22 protein-coding genes are annotated in these 19,619 nt (G+C 28.4%); 16 read left to right on the plus strand and 6 right to left on the minus strand.

All coding sequences use genetic code 11. The features are described from left to right. The first annotated feature begins 39 nt into the window (after window positions 1-39). Window positions 40-204: a hypothetical protein gene (locus tag INR60_RS11050; protein WP_194191587.1), complete on the plus strand. Its 165-nt coding sequence runs from the start codon at window positions 40-42 to the stop codon at window positions 202-204. 130 nt (window positions 205-334) lie between these two features. Here INR60_RS11050 and INR60_RS11055 read toward each other — a convergent pair whose 3' ends face one another. Next, entirely contained in the window at window positions 335-757 is a 423-nt protein-coding gene (locus INR60_RS11055; RefSeq protein ID WP_194191588.1) for a pyridoxamine 5'-phosphate oxidase family protein, read from the minus strand. A gap of 117 nt (window positions 758-874) precedes the next feature. Between INR60_RS11055 and INR60_RS11060 the strand changes: the two genes are divergently transcribed. Both INR60_RS11060 and INR60_RS11065 read left to right on the plus strand, forming a co-directional pair. Continuing rightward, window positions 875-1,807 (plus strand): helix-turn-helix transcriptional regulator, encoded by a 933-nt coding sequence (locus tag INR60_RS11060; RefSeq protein WP_194191589.1) that lies wholly within the window; start codon window positions 875-877, stop codon window positions 1,805-1,807. A 273-nt stretch (window positions 1,808-2,080) separates the two neighbouring features. After that, the gene (locus INR60_RS11065; RefSeq protein WP_194191590.1) at window positions 2,081-2,806 is read left to right on the plus strand and encodes an MBL fold metallo-hydrolase; all 726 of its coding nucleotides are present in this window, start codon (window positions 2,081-2,083) and stop codon (window positions 2,804-2,806) included. Between the two features lie 75 nt (window positions 2,807-2,881). Here INR60_RS11065 and INR60_RS11070 read toward each other — a convergent pair whose 3' ends face one another. Next, on the minus strand, window positions 2,882-3,085 hold the full coding sequence (locus tag INR60_RS11070) for a hypothetical protein (protein ID WP_194191591.1): 204 nt from the start codon (window positions 3,083-3,085) through the stop codon (window positions 2,882-2,884). 137 nt (window positions 3,086-3,222) lie between these two features. Between INR60_RS11070 and INR60_RS11075 the strand changes: the two genes are divergently transcribed. Together INR60_RS11075 and katG are read left to right on the plus strand one after the other, a co-directional pair. Then, a complete protein-coding gene (locus tag INR60_RS11075) occupies window positions 3,223-3,756 on the plus strand; it encodes a cysteine hydrolase family protein (RefSeq protein WP_194191592.1) in 534 nt (177 codons plus the stop codon). A 915-nt stretch (window positions 3,757-4,671) separates the two neighbouring features. After that, the gene (katG, locus tag INR60_RS11080; protein WP_194191593.1) at window positions 4,672-6,858 is read left to right on the plus strand and encodes a catalase/peroxidase HPI; all 2,187 of its coding nucleotides are present in this window, start codon (window positions 4,672-4,674) and stop codon (window positions 6,856-6,858) included. 41 nt (window positions 6,859-6,899) lie between these two features. Here the strand turns inward: katG and INR60_RS11085 are convergent, their stop codons facing one another. Continuing rightward, on the minus strand, window positions 6,900-7,532 hold the full coding sequence (locus tag INR60_RS11085) for a GNAT family N-acetyltransferase (RefSeq protein ID WP_194191594.1): 633 nt from the start codon (window positions 7,530-7,532) through the stop codon (window positions 6,900-6,902). Between the two features lie 119 nt (window positions 7,533-7,651). Here INR60_RS11085 and INR60_RS11090 point away from each other — a divergent pair, with 119 nt between their 5' ends. The 8 genes from INR60_RS11090 to INR60_RS11125 all read left to right on the plus strand — a co-directional run bounded on the left by INR60_RS11090 (window position 7,652) and on the right by INR60_RS11125 (window position 14,414). Continuing rightward, window positions 7,652-8,446, plus strand: a complete 795-nt coding sequence (locus INR60_RS11090; protein WP_194191595.1) for a MerR family transcriptional regulator — start codon at window positions 7,652-7,654, stop codon at window positions 8,444-8,446. 148 nt (window positions 8,447-8,594) lie between these two features. Continuing rightward, window positions 8,595-10,529: a KUP/HAK/KT family potassium transporter gene (locus INR60_RS11095; protein ID WP_194191596.1), complete on the plus strand. Its 1,935-nt coding sequence runs from the start codon at window positions 8,595-8,597 to the stop codon at window positions 10,527-10,529. A 41-nt stretch (window positions 10,530-10,570) separates the two neighbouring features. Continuing rightward, on the plus strand, window positions 10,571-10,966 hold the full coding sequence (locus tag INR60_RS11100) for a VOC family protein (RefSeq protein WP_194191597.1): 396 nt from the start codon (window positions 10,571-10,573) through the stop codon (window positions 10,964-10,966). A 165-nt stretch (window positions 10,967-11,131) separates the two neighbouring features. Beyond that, window positions 11,132-12,289 (plus strand): MerR family transcriptional regulator, encoded by a 1,158-nt coding sequence (locus INR60_RS11105; RefSeq protein WP_194191598.1) that lies wholly within the window; start codon window positions 11,132-11,134, stop codon window positions 12,287-12,289. 161 nt (window positions 12,290-12,450) lie between these two features. Continuing rightward, window positions 12,451-12,999, plus strand: a complete 549-nt coding sequence (gene relB / locus INR60_RS11110; protein ID WP_194191599.1) for a type II toxin-antitoxin system RelB family anti-toxin — start codon at window positions 12,451-12,453, stop codon at window positions 12,997-12,999. 63 nt (window positions 13,000-13,062) lie between these two features. Then, window positions 13,063-13,521 carry a hypothetical protein gene (locus tag INR60_RS11115; RefSeq protein WP_194191600.1) on the plus strand — a complete coding sequence of 153 codons (459 nt, stop codon included), beginning with the start codon at window positions 13,063-13,065 and terminating at the stop codon, window positions 13,519-13,521. A 23-nt stretch (window positions 13,522-13,544) separates the two neighbouring features. Further along, window positions 13,545-14,159: a sugar O-acetyltransferase gene (locus INR60_RS11120; protein ID WP_194191601.1), complete on the plus strand. Its 615-nt coding sequence runs from the start codon at window positions 13,545-13,547 to the stop codon at window positions 14,157-14,159. Between the two features lie 63 nt (window positions 14,160-14,222). Continuing rightward, window positions 14,223-14,414, plus strand: coding sequence for a hypothetical protein (locus INR60_RS11125; protein WP_194191602.1), 192 nt, complete (start codon window positions 14,223-14,225; stop codon window positions 14,412-14,414). Between the two features lie 46 nt (window positions 14,415-14,460). Here INR60_RS11125 and INR60_RS11130 read toward each other — a convergent pair whose 3' ends face one another. Then, the gene (locus INR60_RS11130) at window positions 14,461-15,723 is read right to left on the minus strand and encodes a cation:dicarboxylate symporter family transporter (RefSeq protein ID WP_194191603.1); all 1,263 of its coding nucleotides are present in this window, start codon (window positions 15,721-15,723) and stop codon (window positions 14,461-14,463) included. Window positions 15,724-16,206: 483 nt separating this feature from the next. Between INR60_RS11130 and INR60_RS11135 the strand changes: the two genes are divergently transcribed. Then, entirely contained in the window at window positions 16,207-16,851 is a 645-nt protein-coding gene (locus INR60_RS11135) for a hypothetical protein (RefSeq protein ID WP_194191604.1), read from the plus strand. 86 nt (window positions 16,852-16,937) lie between these two features. On the opposite strand, the gene INR60_RS11140 is transcribed toward INR60_RS11135, so the two are convergent. Then, window positions 16,938-17,387 carry a hypothetical protein gene (locus tag INR60_RS11140; protein WP_194191605.1) on the minus strand — a complete coding sequence of 150 codons (450 nt, stop codon included), beginning with the start codon at window positions 17,385-17,387 and terminating at the stop codon, window positions 16,938-16,940. A gap of 156 nt (window positions 17,388-17,543) precedes the next feature. On the opposite strand from INR60_RS11140, the gene INR60_RS11145 reads away from it, so the two are divergent. Then, window positions 17,544-18,260: a LytR/AlgR family response regulator transcription factor gene (locus tag INR60_RS11145; protein ID WP_194191606.1), complete on the plus strand. Its 717-nt coding sequence runs from the start codon at window positions 17,544-17,546 to the stop codon at window positions 18,258-18,260. Next, a complete protein-coding gene (locus INR60_RS17650; RefSeq protein ID WP_194191607.1) occupies window positions 18,257-19,498 on the plus strand; it encodes a GHKL domain-containing protein in 1,242 nt (413 codons plus the stop codon). The genes INR60_RS11145 and INR60_RS17650 overlap by 4 nt, the downstream gene beginning before the upstream one ends. Here INR60_RS17650 and INR60_RS11155 read toward each other — a convergent pair. Continuing rightward, window positions 19,475-19,618, minus strand: a complete 144-nt coding sequence (locus INR60_RS11155) for a hypothetical protein (RefSeq protein ID WP_194191608.1) — start codon at window positions 19,616-19,618, stop codon at window positions 19,475-19,477. The genes INR60_RS17650 and INR60_RS11155 overlap by 24 nt on opposite strands. Window position 19,619 lies beyond the last annotated feature (1 nt).

The raw sequence follows: 19,619 nt of genomic DNA on the forward strand, positions 1-19,619 counted from the left end.
AGTTTCGTTAAATTTAAATTGATATTTTTAGGAGTAATTATGAAAAAAGAAGATATAAATTTATTTGATATTTTTAAGAGCTATTCTTATAGTGATGTGATGGAATTGCTTGGAAATTTAAAGGATAAAGAAGAGAAAGATTTTTATGCAGCTTTAGTTAATTTTATATTGCAAAGAGAGCAAAGGAAAATTATCGATAAATAAAGATGGAATTGCACTATATTTGCTGGAGTTAATGGAGCTGGAAAAACCGCTATATACAAGTCGATATATTATAAAGATAATATTAGTGAAAAAATCCAAAGATAATTCAACTATCTTTGGATTTTTTTTATTATAAAGTTATGGTATCGCTTTGGGTGTAATTTAATGTTACAGTAGCCTGATTGAAGTGAATTTCGTAAAGAGATAAGTATTCAGAAGCCTCATTTATTGTAGTTTCATAATCAGGAATCTTTTTTGTAAATTCTTCTTTTAAATCCAATATAGTTAAGTTGCTTTTAAAAATATTTGCCTTATTAACTCTAATATGCTCTATTTCGTTAGAAGGTATAGTAGTAAATGCGACTATATTATTTTTTTTAAACTCTTCAACTTTTAAATTATCAGAGAAGGTTGAAAAATATATAACACCTTTCTTTGAAATATCATAGTAAAAATTTACGATTCTAACGTTTGGAATATTATCTACGCTAGTTGCTAGTGCTAGTTCAGTTTGGGATAACATAATCCTTTTAAATTCTTTTAAAAAATTCATTTACAATAACCTCCATTTTTTATATATTATTACTAATAGATTTAATATATCACACCAAAATTGACAACAGTATGTCAAGGTTAAAAATATATATTCATGAATTAAGGAGATAAATTAATGAAGATAGATAGATTGATATCAATCATTATGGTATTGCTAAATAATGAAAGAGTTAGTGCAGTAGAATTAGCTGAAATGTTTGAAGTTAGTACAAGAACCATATATAGAGATATAGAAACTTTATCTTTAGCGGGAATACCGATAGTAACTTTTAACGGAGTTAATGGTGGTATTAGCATTATGGAAGAGTACAAGGTCGATAAGAAACTTTTTACAATATCAGATATATCTACTATCCTAATGGGATTATCTAGTGTTTCAACTACTATATCAAATAAAGAGCTTATAGGAACTTTAGAGAAGGTTAAAAGTTTACTTCCAAAAGCTCAGGTTAAAGATATAGAATTAAAATCAAACCAAATAACAATTGATTTAACAACTTGGATGGGAAATAAGAGCTTTAAATCTAATATTGATAAAATAAAAAGTGCTTTAAATGATAATAAGCTTTTAGAATTTGAATATTATGGAACTAATAGAATTAAAGATAAACGAATTATCGAACCATATAAGCTAATACTTAAAGAAAATAACTGGTATTTACAAGGGTATTGCACTTTTAAAGAGGATTTTAGAGTATTTAAATTATCTAGAATTTCAAATCTTAAAATATTAGATGAAGTATTTTGGCAAAGAGAGTTTATAGAAAAACCACTAGATGGAAGTGGTTGGATAGATAAAAGGCTTATTAAAATTAAGCTTTTAGTTGATTGGTCCTTAAGAGAACAGATGGTTGAAAGGTGTGGAGAAGATAATGTTAAGGCTTTTTCTGATGATAAATTTATAGTCGACTTTCCCTTTGTTGCAGATGATTTAGGATATAATATTTTAATGGGATTTGGGGATAAATGTGAATGTATAGGGCCAGAAAATATGCGTTTAGAACTTATTAAACGTATTAGAAAATTATTGTCTGTTTATGAAAAGTGATATTTATAATATAGTAAAATTGACTCCAACTTATTTGGATAAGAACTTCATTAAATATGGCATTAGAAGGACTCGGAATAAATAGTTATATATTTAATATAATTATTGTTTTAATGTTTATATTTTTATTTATGTTTATATCAAGTATTAAAGAAAATCATAAAAATGTAACCTAAATATCTTTGATTTATCTTAAAAAAGAAGATAATATAAACTATATAATAATTGAAAGTAGTAATTAAGAGAATTAGATTACTATTAGGAGGAAACGAAATGAGTAAGATAAAAGTTTTAGAAGTGCCATTAAAACTTAGTGCACAAAACGATAAACTTAATTTAGTAATTTTAGAAGATGACAACGAAATGGTGCTTATAGATAGCGGACACCCAGGGTATGTAAATACTATAGAAGAAATCGCTGAAAATAATGATGTTGATATAAAAAGATTAACTAAGATAATCATAACTCATCACGATTATGACCATATGGGATCTTTAGCTGAATTTAAGAGAAAATATCCTAAAATTCAGGTTTTAGCTTCAAAAGAAGATGAGCCTTATATAAATGGAAGCGAGAAATCACTTAGATTACAGCAAGCAGAAGGGATATTTGAAACATTAACAGATAGAGAAAAAAGGCATGCTTTATATTTTCATAAGATGCTTGAAGGCGTAGAAAACTGTGATGTAGATATTACTGTTCAGGATAAAGATTACTTTGATATTTGTGGTGGGATTGAAATAGTATCAACTCCAGGGCATATGCCAGGCCACATATCTGTTTATCATAAGGGAAGCAAATCTTTAATAACAGGGGATGCCTTAGTTGTAGAAGATGGTGAATTAGCACCAGCAGTCCCTAAGTACACTTTAGATATAGAAGAATCTAAGAGATCTATTAAGAAGTTATTAGATTATGATATTGATAGAATAATCTGCTATCACGGTGGAAGTTATACTAAAGATATAAAAGAATCACTAGATAATTTAACTAAATAATATTAGGTGAATTCAAAGAACAACTATTTTTATTTAAAGTAGTTGTTCTTTTTGGTTAATATAACGTGCATATTGCTAGTTTTCATTAGGTATTACAGAAGACTCCTTTGTAGCAAAAAACCAAGCGAATGCTGCAAACATCTTAAGAAAAACTATTAAAAATTCTCTTAAATCAAACTCAGTACTACCTATAGAAAATATCATTCCCAAGAAATTCATAAATAATATCAAACCAATCAACAATACAAATATTCTAAATAGTTTCTTTGTTTTTTTCATTATTTACCTCTAATTACTTTTTTTATTTAATGATACAATAAAAAATATACTTTTTATTACTTATTAGATAATTTTTACAGTTTGTTTATTAAATTATAGATGGTAGTATTATTAATTAAAGTTTAGGAGGAAATTGGATGGTTTTATTAATTGTAGATACACAAAAACTACTAGTAAATAATGAATTATATAATTTAGAGGATTTTGTTAAAAATATAAAAGAGTTAATAGATATAGCTAGAAAGAATAATATAGAGATAATCTATATAGTTCACGATGAAGGAGCTGGAACTGAGCTAACTAGAGGAAAAACAGGTTTTGAAATCTATGAAGACTTTAAAGCTTTAGGGGATGAAAAGGTATTTGTTAAAAATTTTAATAGTGCATTTAAAGGAACAGGACTATTAGAATATTTAAAAGAAAAGAATGAGAAAAATATAATTGTTGCAGGTCTTCAAACTGATAAATGCATTGATGCGACTATAAAGTGCGGCTTTGAACACGGGTTTAATAAGATTGTTCCAAGTTACGCGAATTCAACTATAGATAATGAGTTTATGGATAGTGAAATGAGCTATAAATATTACAATGAGTTTATGTGGAAAGATAGATATGCAGAGTGCATTTCATTAAAGGAAGTAATAGATACAATGAAAAGCTTAGTGCGCTAACACTAAGCTAAGGCTTAAAACATTGTTTTAAATTATAGACAATATTATTTATTAATGAAATAAATGAGGATATAAATAGTGCATAGGTTAAATAGTAATAGTACGTATAAAAAACTGGTAGGTATACATTTCGGTCTATTATTAAAACTTTATAGTTAATAAATAGTATTAATATCATCAAAATATCTATGATTATTGAAAACATATAAATTATTTTAAGCGTTTTTCTATTTTTGATACTTTTAATAATTTTTGATGAAAACATAATAAAAACTATATTAATACAAAATAATATAGGTAATATAATTGGTAACTGATACACTGAAAAAAGAGGTGGGATGCGATATATAAACATTGTTACAGGATTAGTTGGAAATTCTATTAGATTACCTGATATAGATCTAAAAAGGGCTAAAAGTAAAAAGATATAAAATACATTTCTAATAGTTAAGAATATTTTTTTCAAAGTCAAATACCTCCAAATTGTCGTTTATATACATTATATACTATTTATAGAATGCTTGTATTGAAAGGGAAGCGACTGGTTTAAATAGATTTTCATTGGAATTAATTACAAGTAATTTAATTAAGATTTTGATGTTTATTTTTTGTGAAACTTTGATATAATTCAAATAGGAAACTCACTCAGTTAAGCTGAGGAGTGCAGAATTCTAAAGAAACAAGTTTCTAAGAATTCTAGCAAGAAAAGCTTAGTGCGCTAACACTAAGCTAATACTTAAAACGTTTATTTGTTTTAGGGCTATTGAATTAAACGAAATATGTTAACAAAAAAGATGCTAATCTTCGCTTGATGGGGCATCTTTTTTTTGCTAGAAAATATATCATAGCATCCGCCTTATAACTATATAATTTACTGTAATAGTATTTTGTAAGGAAGGTATTAGAAAAAGTGTTATGTTAGAAGGAAGATGTCCAGTGACTGGAAGATCTAGTAGGGATATGACTAAGGAGGGGACTACTAACGAGTATTGGTGGCCTAACCTTCTGAATTTAGATGTTCTTCGTCAAAACTCAGAATTAAGTAGTCCTATGGATAAGGATTTTAACTATGCTGAAGAATTTAAGAAATTAGATTATTATGAACTAAAGAATGATTTGTTTAAACTTATGACAGACTCTAAGGACTGGTGGCCTGCGGATTACGGACATTATGGGCCATTTTTTATTAGGATGGCTTGGCATAGTGCTGGAACCTATAGGATAGGGGATGGTAGAGGGGGCGGAGGGCTTGGACTTCAAAGATTCCCGCCTCTTAATAGTTGGCCTGATAATATCAATTTAGATAAAGCTAGAAGGCTTCTTTGGACTATTAAAAAGAAATACGGAGATAAAATTTCTTGGGCTGATCTTATAATACTTACTGGGAACTGTGCTTTTGAATCTATGGGTTTAAAACCTATTGGGTTTGGAGGAGGAAGAATTGATGTATTCCAGTCTCAAAAGGATATTTATTGGGGAAAAGAGAAGAAATGGCTAGGTTCTGATAGAGAAAAGGATAAGCTTGAAAACCCTCTTGCAGCAACTCAGATGGGTTTAATCTACGTAAACCCAGAAGGGCCTAAGGGGAATCCAGACCCGCTAGAATCAGCAAAAGACGTTCGTGAAACTTTCTCTAGGATGGCTATGAATGACGAAGAAACTGTGGCGCTTATTGCGGGAGGGCATACTTTTGGAAAGTGTCACGGAGCTGCATCGCCATCATTTGTCGGGCCAGAGCCAGAAGCTGCACCGATAGAAAATCAAGGACTCGGTTGGCAAAATAGTTATAAAACAGGTAAGGGAGAAGATACAATAAGTAGTGGGATAGAGGGAGCTTGGAAGGCTAATCCTATAAAGTGGACTATGGGTTATTTAAAGACTTTATTTAAATACGAATTCGAATTAGTGAAAAGTCCAGCTGGAGCACATCAATGGTTAGCTAAAGATGTAGATGAAGAAGATATGGTAGTAGATGCCTTTGATTCTTCAAAAAAACATAGACCTATGATGACTACAGCTGATTTATCCCTTATCTACGACCCAACTTATAAAAAGATAGCAAAGAATTATTTAGAAAACCCAGAAAAATTTAAAGAGGACTTCGCTAAAGCTTGGTTTAAGTTAACTCATAGGGATATGGGACCTGTTTCTAGATATCTAGGACCAGAAGTTCCTAAGGTTAATTTTATCTGGCAAGACCCACTTCCAAAACCAAATTATAAAAGTATAGATAAAAAGAGTATTTCAAAGCTTAAGAAAAGTATATTAAATTCAGGGCTATCTATATCAGAATTAGTTTCTACAGCTTGGAAGTCAGCTCAAACTTTTAGAAATTCAGATAAAAGGGGAGGGGCTAACGGAGCTCGTTTAAGGTTAAGCCCTCAAAAAGACTGGGAAGTTAATGAACCTAAAAAACTTACTAAAGTTTTAGATACTTTAGAAGAAATCAGAAATGATTTTAATAGATCTCACTCTAAAAAGATGCAGGTTTCTCTAGCGGATATTATAGTTTTAGGGGGAGCTTTAGGGATAGAAAAAGCTATTAAAAATGCAGGTTATAATATAGCTGTTCCTGTTACCTTTGGAAGAGTTGATGCAACTAAAGAAGATACAGATATTAAATCTTTTAGCGTTTTAGAACCTAAAGCTTGCGGGTTTAGAAATTATATAAAAGAAGGTGTTTTAGAAAGACCTGAAGATATGCTAGTAGATAAAGCTCAGTTATTAAACCTAACTATTAAAGATATGACAGTTTTAATAGGTGGAATGAGGGTATTAAATACTAACTATAAAGATTCAAAAGAAGGTGTGTTTACAGATAAAAAAGAATGCCTTACAAACGACTTTTTCGTAAATCTTTTAGATATGAGGACTTTGTGGAAGGAACTTCCTGAAAAAAAAGGTCACTTTAGAGGGTTTGACAGGAAAACTGGAAAGATAAAGTGGGATGCAACTAGAGTTGACCTTATATTTGGTTCAAACTCAGAACTTCGTGCATTTTCTGAAATTTATGCAAGTGATTCAAAGGAGGAAAAGTTTATACGTGACTTTGTTTTTGCTTGGAATAAGGTTATGAATGCAGACAGGTTTGATGTTAAATAAATTATTAAAAGAGTAAGTAATTTTTTACTTACTCCTTTAAGTTAGCTTAATTTATAACTATATAAAAACACATCTAAATCAGAATTTGCACGATCAAACTTGATTCTCTTTTCGTTTATTCTTTTAAAGTTTTGACTATCGTAAAAACCGTAGTTACATCTAGTATCAGTATAAAGATATAAAGATTTAACCTTCATTTTATCCATATATTGAAGTAAGCTTTTAACTAAAGCTTTTCCAACTCCTAGCCCTCTAGATTCTTCTGACACTATAAAAAGTTGAATACATCCGTCAAAAGAATCTTCTTTTCCTTTTATTATTTCTTTATAAGTTTCAGTTACTTTAGAAAATTCTTTTATTAACTTTTTATTTTCTTTATTTATAAAGATAAGCTTTGTTAATGTAGTTAAATAGTTAAATCTATTATGGAATTTTTTTATTTTTACTGGATCACTTTTAGCCTTCCCGAGTATTATTCCTATAACTTTATTATCTTTTACGCAAACCTTACTAAAAGTACTATCTAATATGCACCCTTCTAGGTAAATAGTTAAAACCTTATCTAAAACATCCTTATCTTTAATAAATTCATTAAAACCAAAGGCTGTGCAGATAAGTTCTTTAATTCTTTCATAATCCTCTTTACATAAGGCTCTATATTTAACATCTCTCATAAAATCAATCCTTTCAATTTTTACAAAAATTATTTAATATTTAGTATTTTTTATCTTATAATTATAGTAATATCTCCTCTAAGGGGAGAGTCAACCTTAGATTTAAAGGAAGTGAAAAAATGCAAAATTTATTTTCTATAGGGGAAGTTTCAAAGATTAAAGGAATAACTATAAAGGCATTAAGGTACTATCAAAAGGTAGGAATTCTTAGCCCTAAATACATAGATGAATCTACTGGATATAGATATTATTCTATAGAGCAGTTTGTTTATATTGATATAATTAAGGCTTGCAGGGAACTTGGAACTAGCATAAAAGAATTACAAGATATTTTTAAAAAATGTGATATGGAAAACTTAATAGAGTTTTTAGATAAAAAGAGAAGTGAAGCTGAAGAAAATATAAATAAAATGAAAGAAATTATAAAAAATATAGATACCTTAAAAGATGGGGTAGAGCATTCTAAAGATATCTTGCTTAAAGAAGATATAGAAATCAAAAATTTTAAAGAAAGATATATTGTTATAGCGCCTTGCAGTGAGTCAGGAGATTTAAAAGAACTCCTATACTTTTCTAATTTAAATAAAATAATAAGAGATAATAATATTGATATATCTATGGAACAAGGAATAATATATGATGTTTTAAAAGAAGACCAAGTTAAACCTAAGTATGTTTTTAGAGTTATAAAAAATATTAAAGGGCTAAAAGAAAATGATTTTATAAAAAAGTTACCAAAGGGAGAGTATTTAACTTTATCTTATAAAAAAGAAAATGAGTCAGAAAGAGTAAAAAAGATAGGCGAGTACGCTAAAATTAACAACATAGAGATAAAAAGTTTTATTGAATTTGATTTGTTTGACGATTTATTCAATATCGATTCATATAGCTGTCAGATACAGATTTTAGTTTAGGTGAAAGAAAAAGGTCTTAATTTTAAAATGTTAAAATTTGTTCACAATAGTTAAATGTATGTTAGTAATATATACATATAAAATTAGGGAGAATATAATGGGGGAATAAATTTTATTAAGACATGCATTAGAATGGAGATTATGAGAAATGAAGAAAAAAGTAAGTATAGCTTCTTTATTAGTAGCACTCGGGATTGTGTATGGGGATATAGGAACATCACCTCTTTATGTTATGAAATCAATGATAGGAGTAAATAATGGTTACATTTCAAAGGACCTTGTCTTAGGTGGGGTATCTCTTGTAATTTGGACCTTAACACTTCAAACTACTATAAAGTATATAATGTTAACTTTAGAAGCTGACAACAATGGTGAGGGTGGGATATTTTCTTTATTTACCCTTGTTAGAAAAAAAGCTAAATGGCTGATAGTGCCTGCACTTATAGGAGGAGCTACCTTGCTTGCAGACGGGATGATAACTCCGCCAGTAACGGTAACATCAGCAATAGAAGGTCTAACTTTAGTTTTACCTATTGATACTGAAAGTATAATAATAATTGTAATAAGTATATTAACTGTACTATTTTTACTTCAAAGGTTTGGAACAGATATAATAGGAAAGATGTTTGGACCTATGATGGTAGTTTGGTTTTCAATGCTTATGATATTAGGACTTAACGAACTTTTAAAATACCCTGAAATTATTAGGGCATTTAATCCGTATTATGGGATTCATTTATTAATTACTAGTCCTGAAAGTGTTTATATATTAGGTGCAGTATTCCTTTGTACTACAGGTGCAGAAGCACTATATTCTGACTTAGGGCACTGTGGTAAGAAAAATATAAGATACACTTGGGTTTTTGTGAAAATATGTTTAATAATTAATTACTTAGGTCAAGGAGCTTGGTTAATTCTAAGAGAAGGAAGTGTAATTAAGGAGAATCCATTCTTTTTAATTATGCCAAGTTGGTTTGTAATACCTGGAACTATAATAGCAACTATTGCAGCAATAATTGCGAGTCAGGCACTTATTACAGGATCATTTACTTTAGTATCTGAGGCGATTAAATTAAATCTTTTCCCAAAACTCCAAGTCAGATATCCAAACGATGATAAGGGGAAAATTTATATACCTGCGGTAAATTATTTACTTTATATAGGGTGTGTATTATTAGTATTAAAGTTTCAAAAATCAGAAAATATGGAAGCTGCATACGGGCTTGCAATAACTATAACGATGCTTATGACAACTTTATTATTATTTGAATACATAAGATGTATTAAGAAAAAATTAGTTATGTCTATAATTGTACTTGTAGTGTTTATGACAATTGAACTTGGATTCTTATATGCTAATTTATTTAAATTTATAAATGGTGGATATATAACTGTCTTAATAGCATGTGCAATTATTTTCCTAATGTATATATGGATTTACGGTACAATAATCAGAAAGAGATACAGTCAATACGTAGATATACTTGATTACAAAGATGATTTTGAATCTTTATATGAAGATAAAGAATTACCTCTTTATGCAACTAATATAGTTTATCTAACAGAGTCACAAAACTACGAAAAAATCGAAAGCAAAATAATGTATTCAATTTTTAATAAGCAACCAAAGCGTGGAAAATACTATTGGTTTATAAATGTAAAAGTAACAGATGAACCTTACACTAAGGCGTATAGCGTAAAAACTATAGTACCAAACAAGGTATTTTGTATTCAATTTAATTTAGGGTTCCGTATAAACCAAAAGATAAATGTTTTCTTACACCAAATAATTCAAGAGATGGTGCGTGAAGGTGAAGTTAAGTTTAAACCAAAAGAATATATGCTTAATAACAGCAGATGTTCTGTAGGTGATTTTAAATTTATTTTATTAAAAGAAATACTTTCAAATGAAAATGACCTTTCAAAGTGGGATAGCTTTGTAACTAGCGCAAAATTAACAATCAAAAAAATAACAGTTTCTCCTGCTAAATGGTTTGGAATAGATACAAGCAACGTTGAAACAGAACAAGTTCCAATCATTATAGGAGAAAGAGAAAATATAAAATTAACTAGGATAGATTAAAGGTTTTAGACTTTAAATCTAAGCAGGATAAGGAGATTTTAATGAGTCAATCGATAGTAAATATTTCATTAGTAGTAAGAGATTATGATGAGGCAATAGACTTTTTCACAAAAAAGCTGAGCTTTGATTTAATCGAAGACACCTATATAAAAGAGCAAGATAAAAGATGGGTAGTTGTAGTTCCAAAAGGTTCAAAAGGGGCGTCAATACTTCTTGCAAAAGCATCTAAGGCTGAGCAAGAATCTTTTATAGGAAACCAAACTGGAAATAGGGTATTTCTATTTTTAGGAACTGATGATTTTTGGAGAGACTATGAAAAAATGATTAAAAACGGAGTAGAATTTGTACGGGAACCTAAAGAGCAAGAATATGGAATTGTAGCTGTATTTAAAGATTTATATGGTAACCTTTGGGACTTAGTTCAATACAAAAAGTAAAAGATATTAAAAAGCTAGGAGTTTAAAAACTTCTAGCTTTTTTGTTGACTCTAACATTATGTAATAGTTTATTATAAAATCATAGAGAGATAGATACAAAAAATTTATGTGCCGGCAAATAAATAAAAGTATTAAAACTCTAAGCTTAAAAGAGGAGATGAAGTTATGAGAACAGTAAAACAAGTTTCAGATATAACAGGTGTCAGCGTTAGAATGTTACACCACTACGACAAAATAGGTTTATTAAAACCTAAAGAGCTAACAAACGCAGGGTATAGACTTTATGATGATGAGTCTCTTGAAACTTTGCAGCAAATATTATTTTTTAAGGAACTTGATTTTAGTTTAAATGAAATAAAAGAAATTATAACTACTCCAAATTTTGATAAGACTAGGGCCTTAGAAAACCATAAAAAACTTATAACTTTAAAAAGGGATAGGTTAAATGGGCTTTTAAAGCTAATAGATGAAAGTTTAGAAGGAGCAAAAAATATGAGTTTTAAAGAATTTGATATGAGTGAATATTATGAGGCACTTAATAATTTTAAAAGGGAAAATACAGAAAAAGTAATAAAGCTTTGGGGGAGCTTAGAAAATTTTGATAATATGATAAATAACATAAAATCAAAAGAAGAAGATTTTTATAAAATGGCAGTAGAACAGTATGGAAGCATTAATAAATACACAGATTCAGTTTTAAAAAATATAAATGAATCTTTAGCTATTAAAAATGCTGAAAAAGTAGATAAATATAAAGAAGATATATTAAATGGTAATAATAAAATACTCCAAAACTTTTATAAAGAACTTACAAAGAATCTAAAAGAGATGCCAAGTTCAGATAAGGTACAAGCTATAGCAAATAAAATTAAAGAGTTATCTAAAGAAGAATATGAAATTTTTAGGGGGGAGTTTGGAGACGACTACTGGTATTCTTTAGTACAAGCTTTTAGAGCTAGTAATGAATGGATAAAGGAAGTTAATTATATTTTTAAAAGTGGAGCTTCAGAATTTATATTTAAAGCATTAAATTATAATTTGGGAAATTATGAGACAAAGTTAGAATCTTTATATAAAAAACTTACCTTTGATTTAAATAAAGATATAAAGTCTAAAGAGATTAGAAAAATAGTCTCTTTAATAATAAAAGAAACGGAGTTTAGAAATAAGCGCTTAAATATTTCTTTAGGAGAGAATTATTGGAGTTATATAGGAAATCAATACCTTTCTAATTCTATTTTAAGAGAAGGAATTGATAAAAAGTATGGAAAAGGTGCCTCGGATTTTATAGGTAAGGCTATAGAATTTTATTTTGAAAACTAGATAATTTTAAAAACGCCAAAATAGCATTAGTTTTATGCTGTTTTGGCATTAAATTTATAATTGCAACTTCAAGTTTCTAAAATGCAAAGGGTAGTTGGTGTTTTATTTAAAGAATAGATTTTATAATTTTAGTATAATTAAATAAGAGAGGATTGAAGTTTATGAGTTTTTCAGAGAATTTAAAATCAATTAGAAAAGAAAAGGGTATTTCACAAGAAGATTTAGCGGAGATAATAGGAGTGAGCAGGCAAGCTGTTTCTAAGTGGGAACAAGGCTCAGGATATCCTGAGATGGAAAAGTTACTTATATTATCAAAAAAGCTTAATATTTCTTTAGATTATTTGATGTTAGGTGAAGTAAAAGAAAAAGATGAGGGCAAATTAAATAATGTAATAGTTCCAACTGGGAAGATTACGATTAAATCTTTTGATGGTAAATCTATAGTTAATTGTTATAAAGTTTTAGCGTCAGAGGTTATGTATAAAGCTAAGGATGATGAACCTAGATATTGGCTTATAGGAGTTAATAGTGGAGCATTTTGGGGTGAAAAATCCATAGTTTTAGGTTGGTATAAAGATGAAGATAGTATAAAGGGTGAGATGAGCGAGATAATAAAAGCTATGAATAAGGGAATGCCAGCTTACACCTTAAAATACGCAGTTAATGTTAAAAATAAATTATTAAGAGTTAAAATTGATAAAGAAGAATAAAAATGATATGCTAAAATATGTAAAATACAAATTTTAGGGGTTTTAAAAGGAGAGGTAAAGGGCATGGTGCATTTAGCTTATTGCGATGATAAATCTAAAGAATTATCAAAAATATTAGATGGAAGTAAAACTATGATTATTCGAGGAGCGGCTGGAAGAAAAATTCCGCACAGTAGGATTTTTAAAGATGAAATAATATATTTTATGGAAAAGGGAAGCAAAAAAATATCGGCTAAAGCAACAGTTAGTGATGTTAAAAATCTTATTAAACTTACAGAAGAAGAAATAACAAAAAATATTGAAGAAAATAATGAAAAGTTACAATTAACTGAAAAACAGAAACAAAGATGGCATAAGAAATGTCTATGTTTAGTAGAGTTTAAAGATCTTGAAAAAATAGAAGAATTAGATTTCGATCATCAAAGCAATATGGATGATTGGCTAATTATTGATAAAATAGAAGATGTAGTAGTTGGAACTAGTATTCCATATAATTATGATAAATCTAAATTTAATAAATAACTAAAGGTAAGGTGGAATATACTATGGATTTAAATGATATAAAAGAGAGACAGTACAATAAAAAATTATATTTTTGTAATGATGAAGAATTAGTTAAAGAGCAGCTAAAGTGTTTAGATTTGCTTTATGACTTTAATAATACAAGACCTACAGAGCAAGAAAAGAGAACTAATTTATTAAAACAAATGTTTAGTGAACTAGGAGAAGATTGCTATATAGAGCCACCTTTAAGAGCAAACTGGGGTGGGAAAAATGTTCATTTTGGAAAGGGCGTTTATGCTAATTTCAATTTAACTTTAGTAGATGATGGTGAGATATTTGTGGGAGATAACGTTATGTTTGCTCCAAATGTAATTATAGATACAGCAACTCATCCAATCCACCCAGAACTTAGAAGAAAACAAGCACAATATAATCTTCCTATCTATATAGGTGATAATGTTTGGATAGGTGCAGGTTCAATAGTTCTTCCAGGAGTTAAAATTGGGAAAAACTCTGTAATAGGTGCAGGAAGTATCGTTACTAGAGACATACCAGAAAATGTAGTAGCTATAGGAAGTCCTTGCAAAGTTTTAAGAGAGATTAATGAAGATGATTTAAAGTATTATCATAAAGATATGATAATAGATATAAAGTAAAGATTATAATTTAATAAGAAACTATTGTTAAAGCGTAAGAAAATATAATAGAGGGGGAGTTATATGTATAAGTTTTTTATAGCTATAGGAGCAATGTTAGTATTTTTTGCTACTAATATTGTACTTGTTTTAAACGGTAACATATGGGGGGATATAGATATCTCAAGAGCGAGTGATATAAGAACTTTTGGGGTACTATTCTTTGTTTGGGGTTTAGCAATTAAATTTAGTAGTAATAAATTAAAAAATGAATAATAGAAAAAATATAGCCAATCACAATAGTGGTTGGCTATATTTTATTTTAAATAGCTTCGCTAATAGAATTTATTTCTTCTTCACAAACAGGTGTAAATTCGTTTTCCCATTTGGAGATAACTACAACTGCTAATGAGTTTCCAAGTACGTTAACTACAGTTCTTGCCATATCTACTATACGGTCTATTCCAGCTATAAAAGCTACCCCAGCTACTGGAATTCCTAAAGAACCAACAGTTGCTAAAAGCACTACGAAAGATGCACCAGGAACACCTGCCATACCTTTTGAAGTAAGCATTAGTACAAGTACTAAGTTTATTTGAGCAGAAAGTGGTAGATGGATTCCGTATATTTGCGCAATAAAAAGTGCTGCAATTGATTGATATAAAGTAGAACCATCTAAGTTAAATGAGTAACCTGTTGGGATTACAAAAGAAGTGATCGCTTTAGGGCAACCAAACCTTTCCATTTTCTCCATAAGCTTTGGTAAAACTGCTTCCGAACTTGCAGTAGTGTAAGCTAAAATAAGTTCATCTTTTAGAAGTTTTATAAGTGTTAAAATGCTTGTCCCTGCCATTTTAGCAACAAATCCAAGAACAAAGAACACAAATAAGAACATAGCCCCGTAAACAGTTATTATTAGCTTTCCAAGAGGGATTAATGATGTTAATCCAAACTTAGAAACAGTTACTCCGATTAAGCCAAATACACCAATAGGTGCAAGTTTCATGATTTGGTTAGTTACCCAAAACATTGCATCAGCTATTCCCTGACAAATTGAAAGTACAGGCTTTCCTTTTTCTCCTATAGCAGCTACCCCTAAACCGAACATAACTGAGAAGAAAATAATAGGAAGTAAATCTCCTTTTGCTAGAGATTCAAAGATATTAGTAGGTACAATGTTTATAAATGTATCCATAAACCCATGATTTGATGCAGCTTCTGCTGTATTCATGTATTGATCAATGTTAGTAGTTGCAAGTGAACTTATATTAACACCATCTCCAGGCTTAAAAATATTTGCAACGACTAAACCTATTATAATCGCAAATGTAGTTACAACCTCAAAATAAAGGATTGTCTTACCACCGATTTTACCAAGTTTTTTAATATCACCAACACCAGCGACGCCGACAACAAGTGATGAAAAGACTATAGGTACTACTATCATCTTAATTAATCTTATAAAGATGTCTCCTAGTGGTTGCAGATATGAAGTAACTGTAGGGTTACCATAAAAAACAGCACCAACTATAATACCTAGCACAAGTCCTATAATTATTTGAAATGCTAGACCAAATTTTTTCATTAGTTTAAAAGCCCCCTTTGGCAGTTTATTACTTAAAGTCGAATAAAATAAAACTTTAGTTAAGTGAAATTTGCAAGTTTGACTTAGTTAAAATTTCATTTTACATGCTTTAGTATATCATAAAAGAAATAATATAAATTTGAACTTTTTTTAAACAAGGGGTTAAATGTATGTATGATGACTTATGATTTGTGAAAAAAAAGGAACTTAAAAGGAGTTTTTGATAAAAATCCTGCATAAATTTTAGAAAAGTGCAAGATGACCATTCATTTTACATTAAAAATCACGAAAAATAATATTTAAATAAATGATAATATTCGTTTTGAGAATTTAGAAAATAAAATAATAAATGCAATTTTAAGAAGAATAAAATTACATATTTAAAAAATCGACTTAAAAAATATAATTATAAGTCACTAATATATGAAGAGTATTAAAAATATAATATAAAAATAGACTTTAGACAGGCTAGGAGGGGAAACTTTGGTATCTGTATGTAGAAAATATTCAAGAAGAATAGGAAATGAAGTAGGGCTTCCAGATATGCTTTTAGAAAATAAAATAGATGAAATGATAGAAAGAGATATTCTGAAAAATGAAGAAAGCATAAGGATATTAAATATACAGGCAAAACAAGCAAACTATAAAAAGAGCATAATATATTTGATGAGTTTGTTTGAATCCTTTATGCAAGACTATATATCTGAAATAGAGGGATTTTCAAATAAAAAGATAGATATAAATAAATTTTTAGATGAAGAAAAAAGAAAATGGCAGTCCTATTCTAGAAGTTTAAACGAGCCAATCAGCACTTCGACTTCTTTTATGAATGTTAGATTTTCTATATTTGTTTTAAAAAGACGGTATGGAATTAGCTACCCTAAAGGCTTATCTAATTTGATTTTAGAACTTGGGAGTTTAAGAAATTGTATAGTTCACCACAACGGAAATTTACTTTTGAAAGATAAGGGTGGCAAGTACTTATTTAAAGATACCTTGGTTGAAACTATTAGATTTTTAAATATAAAAAATGAAGATAATATTTGTGATTTTATAAATTATGAATATATTAAGAAAGTTACTTTTGAACTCCAAAGTTTTATTGAACTTTGCGGTAGATATGTATAAATGTAGTATTAGGTTACGCTTTTAGAAAAAAATATATAGTAAAGAGTTATTAAAAAAGCTCCCACATTTAAAATGTGGTAGCTTTTTTATTCTTTAATTGATTTATAGATAATACAATTTTCTAATTCTTTAGTAATTAAGTAGTCATATGAATTTAGCTTAGAGTTTATTAGTAAAGTTAGTGTATTTGTAACTAAAATATTTAGATGATTTGAGGGATATATCTTACTTACTTTAATTAAATTACTTATGCTAGGAAATTGATTCTTAAAATAACAAGAAATAAAAATAGATTTAGAACCATCTAGTATGAATATCTTCTTATAATTTTTTAATGTGTTAAGTAGTGGATCTAATGAATTATAAGAATAGTTTATTTTAGAGTAGATAATAAAAATATTAATTTTGTTACTTTGGATTGATGATAAGTTTTTCAGGACAGCTTTTTTGTCATTAATTGATTTTATAAAGATAATGTTGAATGTTTTGAACAATGAATTTAGGTCGTATACATGATTTAAAATTATAGTTTCCATATATGTCTCCTAATAAATATTTAAGAATAGTATAGAATTAATAAATTAGATTAATCTTTCTAAAACGTGAAAGGGACAGAAATTTACATGAAAATATGAAAAATATTGAAAAAAAGTAGTAAAAAGGATAATATATAGTTGTATGGGGGTGGGAAAATGAATATTTTAGTAGTCGAAGATATAAAAGATCAAAGAGATAGACTTAAGAGAATTATTGAAAAAAACTTTTTAGATTCAAGAGTGTATGCTGTAGGATGCTTAAAAGAGGCAAAGGAAGTTTTAAAAAAGCGTAACGTTGATTTGTTTTTCTTTGATATAGAGCTCCCAGATGGGCTTGGTGTTGATTTTGCAAAAAAAATTAGAAAAGAAAAGAAGTATGCTCTAACAGGAATTATATTTATTACGGCTAATGTTGTTTATATGCTTGAAGCATTTAAAGATGTACATTGCTATGATTTTTTAGTTAAACCTTACGATGAAGAAGAAGTGATAAAAATAGTTAATTTATTTGGTGAGGATAACAATAATTTAGAAAAAGAGGGTAAGCATATCTTAGTTAATATATCTAGCACTATAAAAACTAAAGTGTATACAGAAGACATAATATTTATTGAGTATCTAGATAGAAATTGTATATTAAGAACTAAAAATGGGAAAATAGTTGGAAAAGGTTATGGACTTAGTAAAATCTTAAAGCTTATAGATGATACTGAAATTATTCAATGTCATAAAGCATTTGCATTAAATAGAAGATACATTGAGGAAGTAAAGAGAATTGATAATAAGGTATGGGAAGCAAAATTTTGGTCTTGTGAAGATATCATACCTATAGGATACAAATATAAAAATGATATATTGGAGAAAATTAGGTGATTATTTGGATAATAAATGTAATAGAGATTTTATCATCGATTCTCTTTTATAATGTTCTATTTAATAGAGATAAGAAAAAAAATATATTTAAGTATATTATTATTGCAATTATCTTAGGAATTTCATTTTCAATATTTAGCTCATTACATTCGATCGTAAGAATAATGATTTTCTTATTAAAGGTAGTTTTAGTTGGGTTTGTTGATAAAAAGGAATACTTTGAGACGTGTATTGAACTTATTATTGGAAGTATTATTAGCTTTGCAATAGATGGAATAGGAATAATTATAATAATGCCACTTTTAGGTGATGCTATAGGCATGTATGGTGTATTCTTTTTAGTGGTTGTTCCACTTCTAATTATAGCATTATTTGCAATTGGAATCCTGTTAAGAAAGAAAAAGCTTAGTATGGGAGGACTTGTAAATAAAAATAAGATAATAAGTACGTTTATAATTAACTTAGCGTTCTTTATGGTTTTTACATTAAATACTGTAAATGAAAATAGGTTTGGGGATCCGATTTATATCCAATACTTAATTTCGCTAATTGCACTTATCTGTGTAAATGTTTATTCGTATAAAGTTATTTATACAGAGTTAGAAGAAAAAAAGGAATTAAAGGCATTAGCAGAGTATAGATTAGTTTTGAATGATTTATTAGAACAGTTTAGGGCAAACGAACACGAATATAAAAACCACTTAGCGACTATAACATCTATAATTGAACTTAGTGAGGATGAAGACCTTATAAAAAGTATCAAAAACTACATTGATGGATCGATTAATTTAGATATGTATTCTAATTTGAAATACATTGATAATGTAATAATTAAAGCAGTTATTTATAATAAAATAAAGGAATGTGAGAAGAGAGGTATAACTTTTTCATTTGATATAAGAACTTCATTAAAGTTTATTTCTATGGAAGATTCAGAAATATCAGTAGTTTTGAATAACCTTTTGAATAATGCAATTGAAGCTATAGAAAATGAAACTGTTAAAGAAATTAAATTAACAATAACTAAGTTGAAGCATAGCTATAAAATAATTGTTTCTAATACTATAAATAAGGAAAAAATAATAGAAATAGATAAGATGTTTAAAAAGGGTGAATCAACAAAAGGAAAAGGCCGTGGTTATGGACTTTTCAATGTAAATGAGTTAGTCCAAAAGCACGGCGGTACAATACAAGTTGATATTGAGAAAAAATACTTAAATATCAGTATCATTATCTAAAAGTGAATCTGGGGGAGTAGTTTCACCTGACCAAAACCAACAAGGTGAAGCAAGTACAACTACAGAAGCTGCTACGCAAAGTAGTGAAATATTTTTAGCTATAAATTTTTTTAATCTCATT

The organism is Clostridium chrysemydis (assembly GCF_015234215.1).
GTDB lineage: Bacteria > Bacillota > Clostridia > Clostridiales > Clostridiaceae > Clostridium > Clostridium chrysemydis.

Bases quoted from the DNA above. Each gene is read 5' to 3' on its own strand.
- INR60_RS11050 (WP_194191587.1), top strand. From the start codon at position 40: ATGAAAAAAGAAGATATAAATTTATTTGATATTTTTAAGAGCTATTCT.
- INR60_RS11055 (WP_194191588.1), bottom strand. From the start codon at position 757: ATGAATTTTTTAAAAGAATTTAAAAGGATTATGTTATCCCAAACTGAA.
- INR60_RS11060 (WP_194191589.1), top strand. From the start codon at position 875: ATGAAGATAGATAGATTGATATCAATCATTATGGTATTGCTAAATAAT.
- INR60_RS11065 (WP_194191590.1), top strand. From the start codon at position 2,081: ATGAGTAAGATAAAAGTTTTAGAAGTGCCATTAAAACTTAGTGCACAA.
- INR60_RS11070 (WP_194191591.1), bottom strand. From the start codon at position 3,085: ATGAAAAAAACAAAGAAACTATTTAGAATATTTGTATTGTTGATTGGT.
- INR60_RS11075 (WP_194191592.1), top strand. From the start codon at position 3,223: ATGGTTTTATTAATTGTAGATACACAAAAACTACTAGTAAATAATGAA.
- katG (WP_194191593.1), top strand. From the start codon at position 4,672: ATGTTAGAAGGAAGATGTCCAGTGACTGGAAGATCTAGTAGGGATATG.
- INR60_RS11085 (WP_194191594.1), bottom strand. From the start codon at position 7,532: ATGAGAGATGTTAAATATAGAGCCTTATGTAAAGAGGATTATGAAAGA.
- INR60_RS11090 (WP_194191595.1), top strand. From the start codon at position 7,652: ATGCAAAATTTATTTTCTATAGGGGAAGTTTCAAAGATTAAAGGAATA.
- INR60_RS11095 (WP_194191596.1), top strand. From the start codon at position 8,595: ATGAAGAAAAAAGTAAGTATAGCTTCTTTATTAGTAGCACTCGGGATT.
- INR60_RS11100 (WP_194191597.1), top strand. From the start codon at position 10,571: ATGAGTCAATCGATAGTAAATATTTCATTAGTAGTAAGAGATTATGAT.
- INR60_RS11105 (WP_194191598.1), top strand. From the start codon at position 11,132: ATGAGAACAGTAAAACAAGTTTCAGATATAACAGGTGTCAGCGTTAGA.
- relB (WP_194191599.1), top strand. From the start codon at position 12,451: ATGAGTTTTTCAGAGAATTTAAAATCAATTAGAAAAGAAAAGGGTATT.
- INR60_RS11115 (WP_194191600.1), top strand. From the start codon at position 13,063: ATGGTGCATTTAGCTTATTGCGATGATAAATCTAAAGAATTATCAAAA.
- INR60_RS11120 (WP_194191601.1), top strand. From the start codon at position 13,545: ATGGATTTAAATGATATAAAAGAGAGACAGTACAATAAAAAATTATAT.
- INR60_RS11125 (WP_194191602.1), top strand. From the start codon at position 14,223: ATGTATAAGTTTTTTATAGCTATAGGAGCAATGTTAGTATTTTTTGCT.
- INR60_RS11130 (WP_194191603.1), bottom strand. From the start codon at position 15,723: ATGAAAAAATTTGGTCTAGCATTTCAAATAATTATAGGACTTGTGCTA.
- INR60_RS11140 (WP_194191605.1), bottom strand. From the start codon at position 17,387: ATGGAAACTATAATTTTAAATCATGTATACGACCTAAATTCATTGTTC.
- INR60_RS11145 (WP_194191606.1), top strand. From the start codon at position 17,544: ATGAATATTTTAGTAGTCGAAGATATAAAAGATCAAAGAGATAGACTT.
- INR60_RS11155 (WP_194191608.1), bottom strand. From the start codon at position 19,618: ATGAGATTAAAAAAATTTATAGCTAAAAATATTTCACTACTTTGCGTA.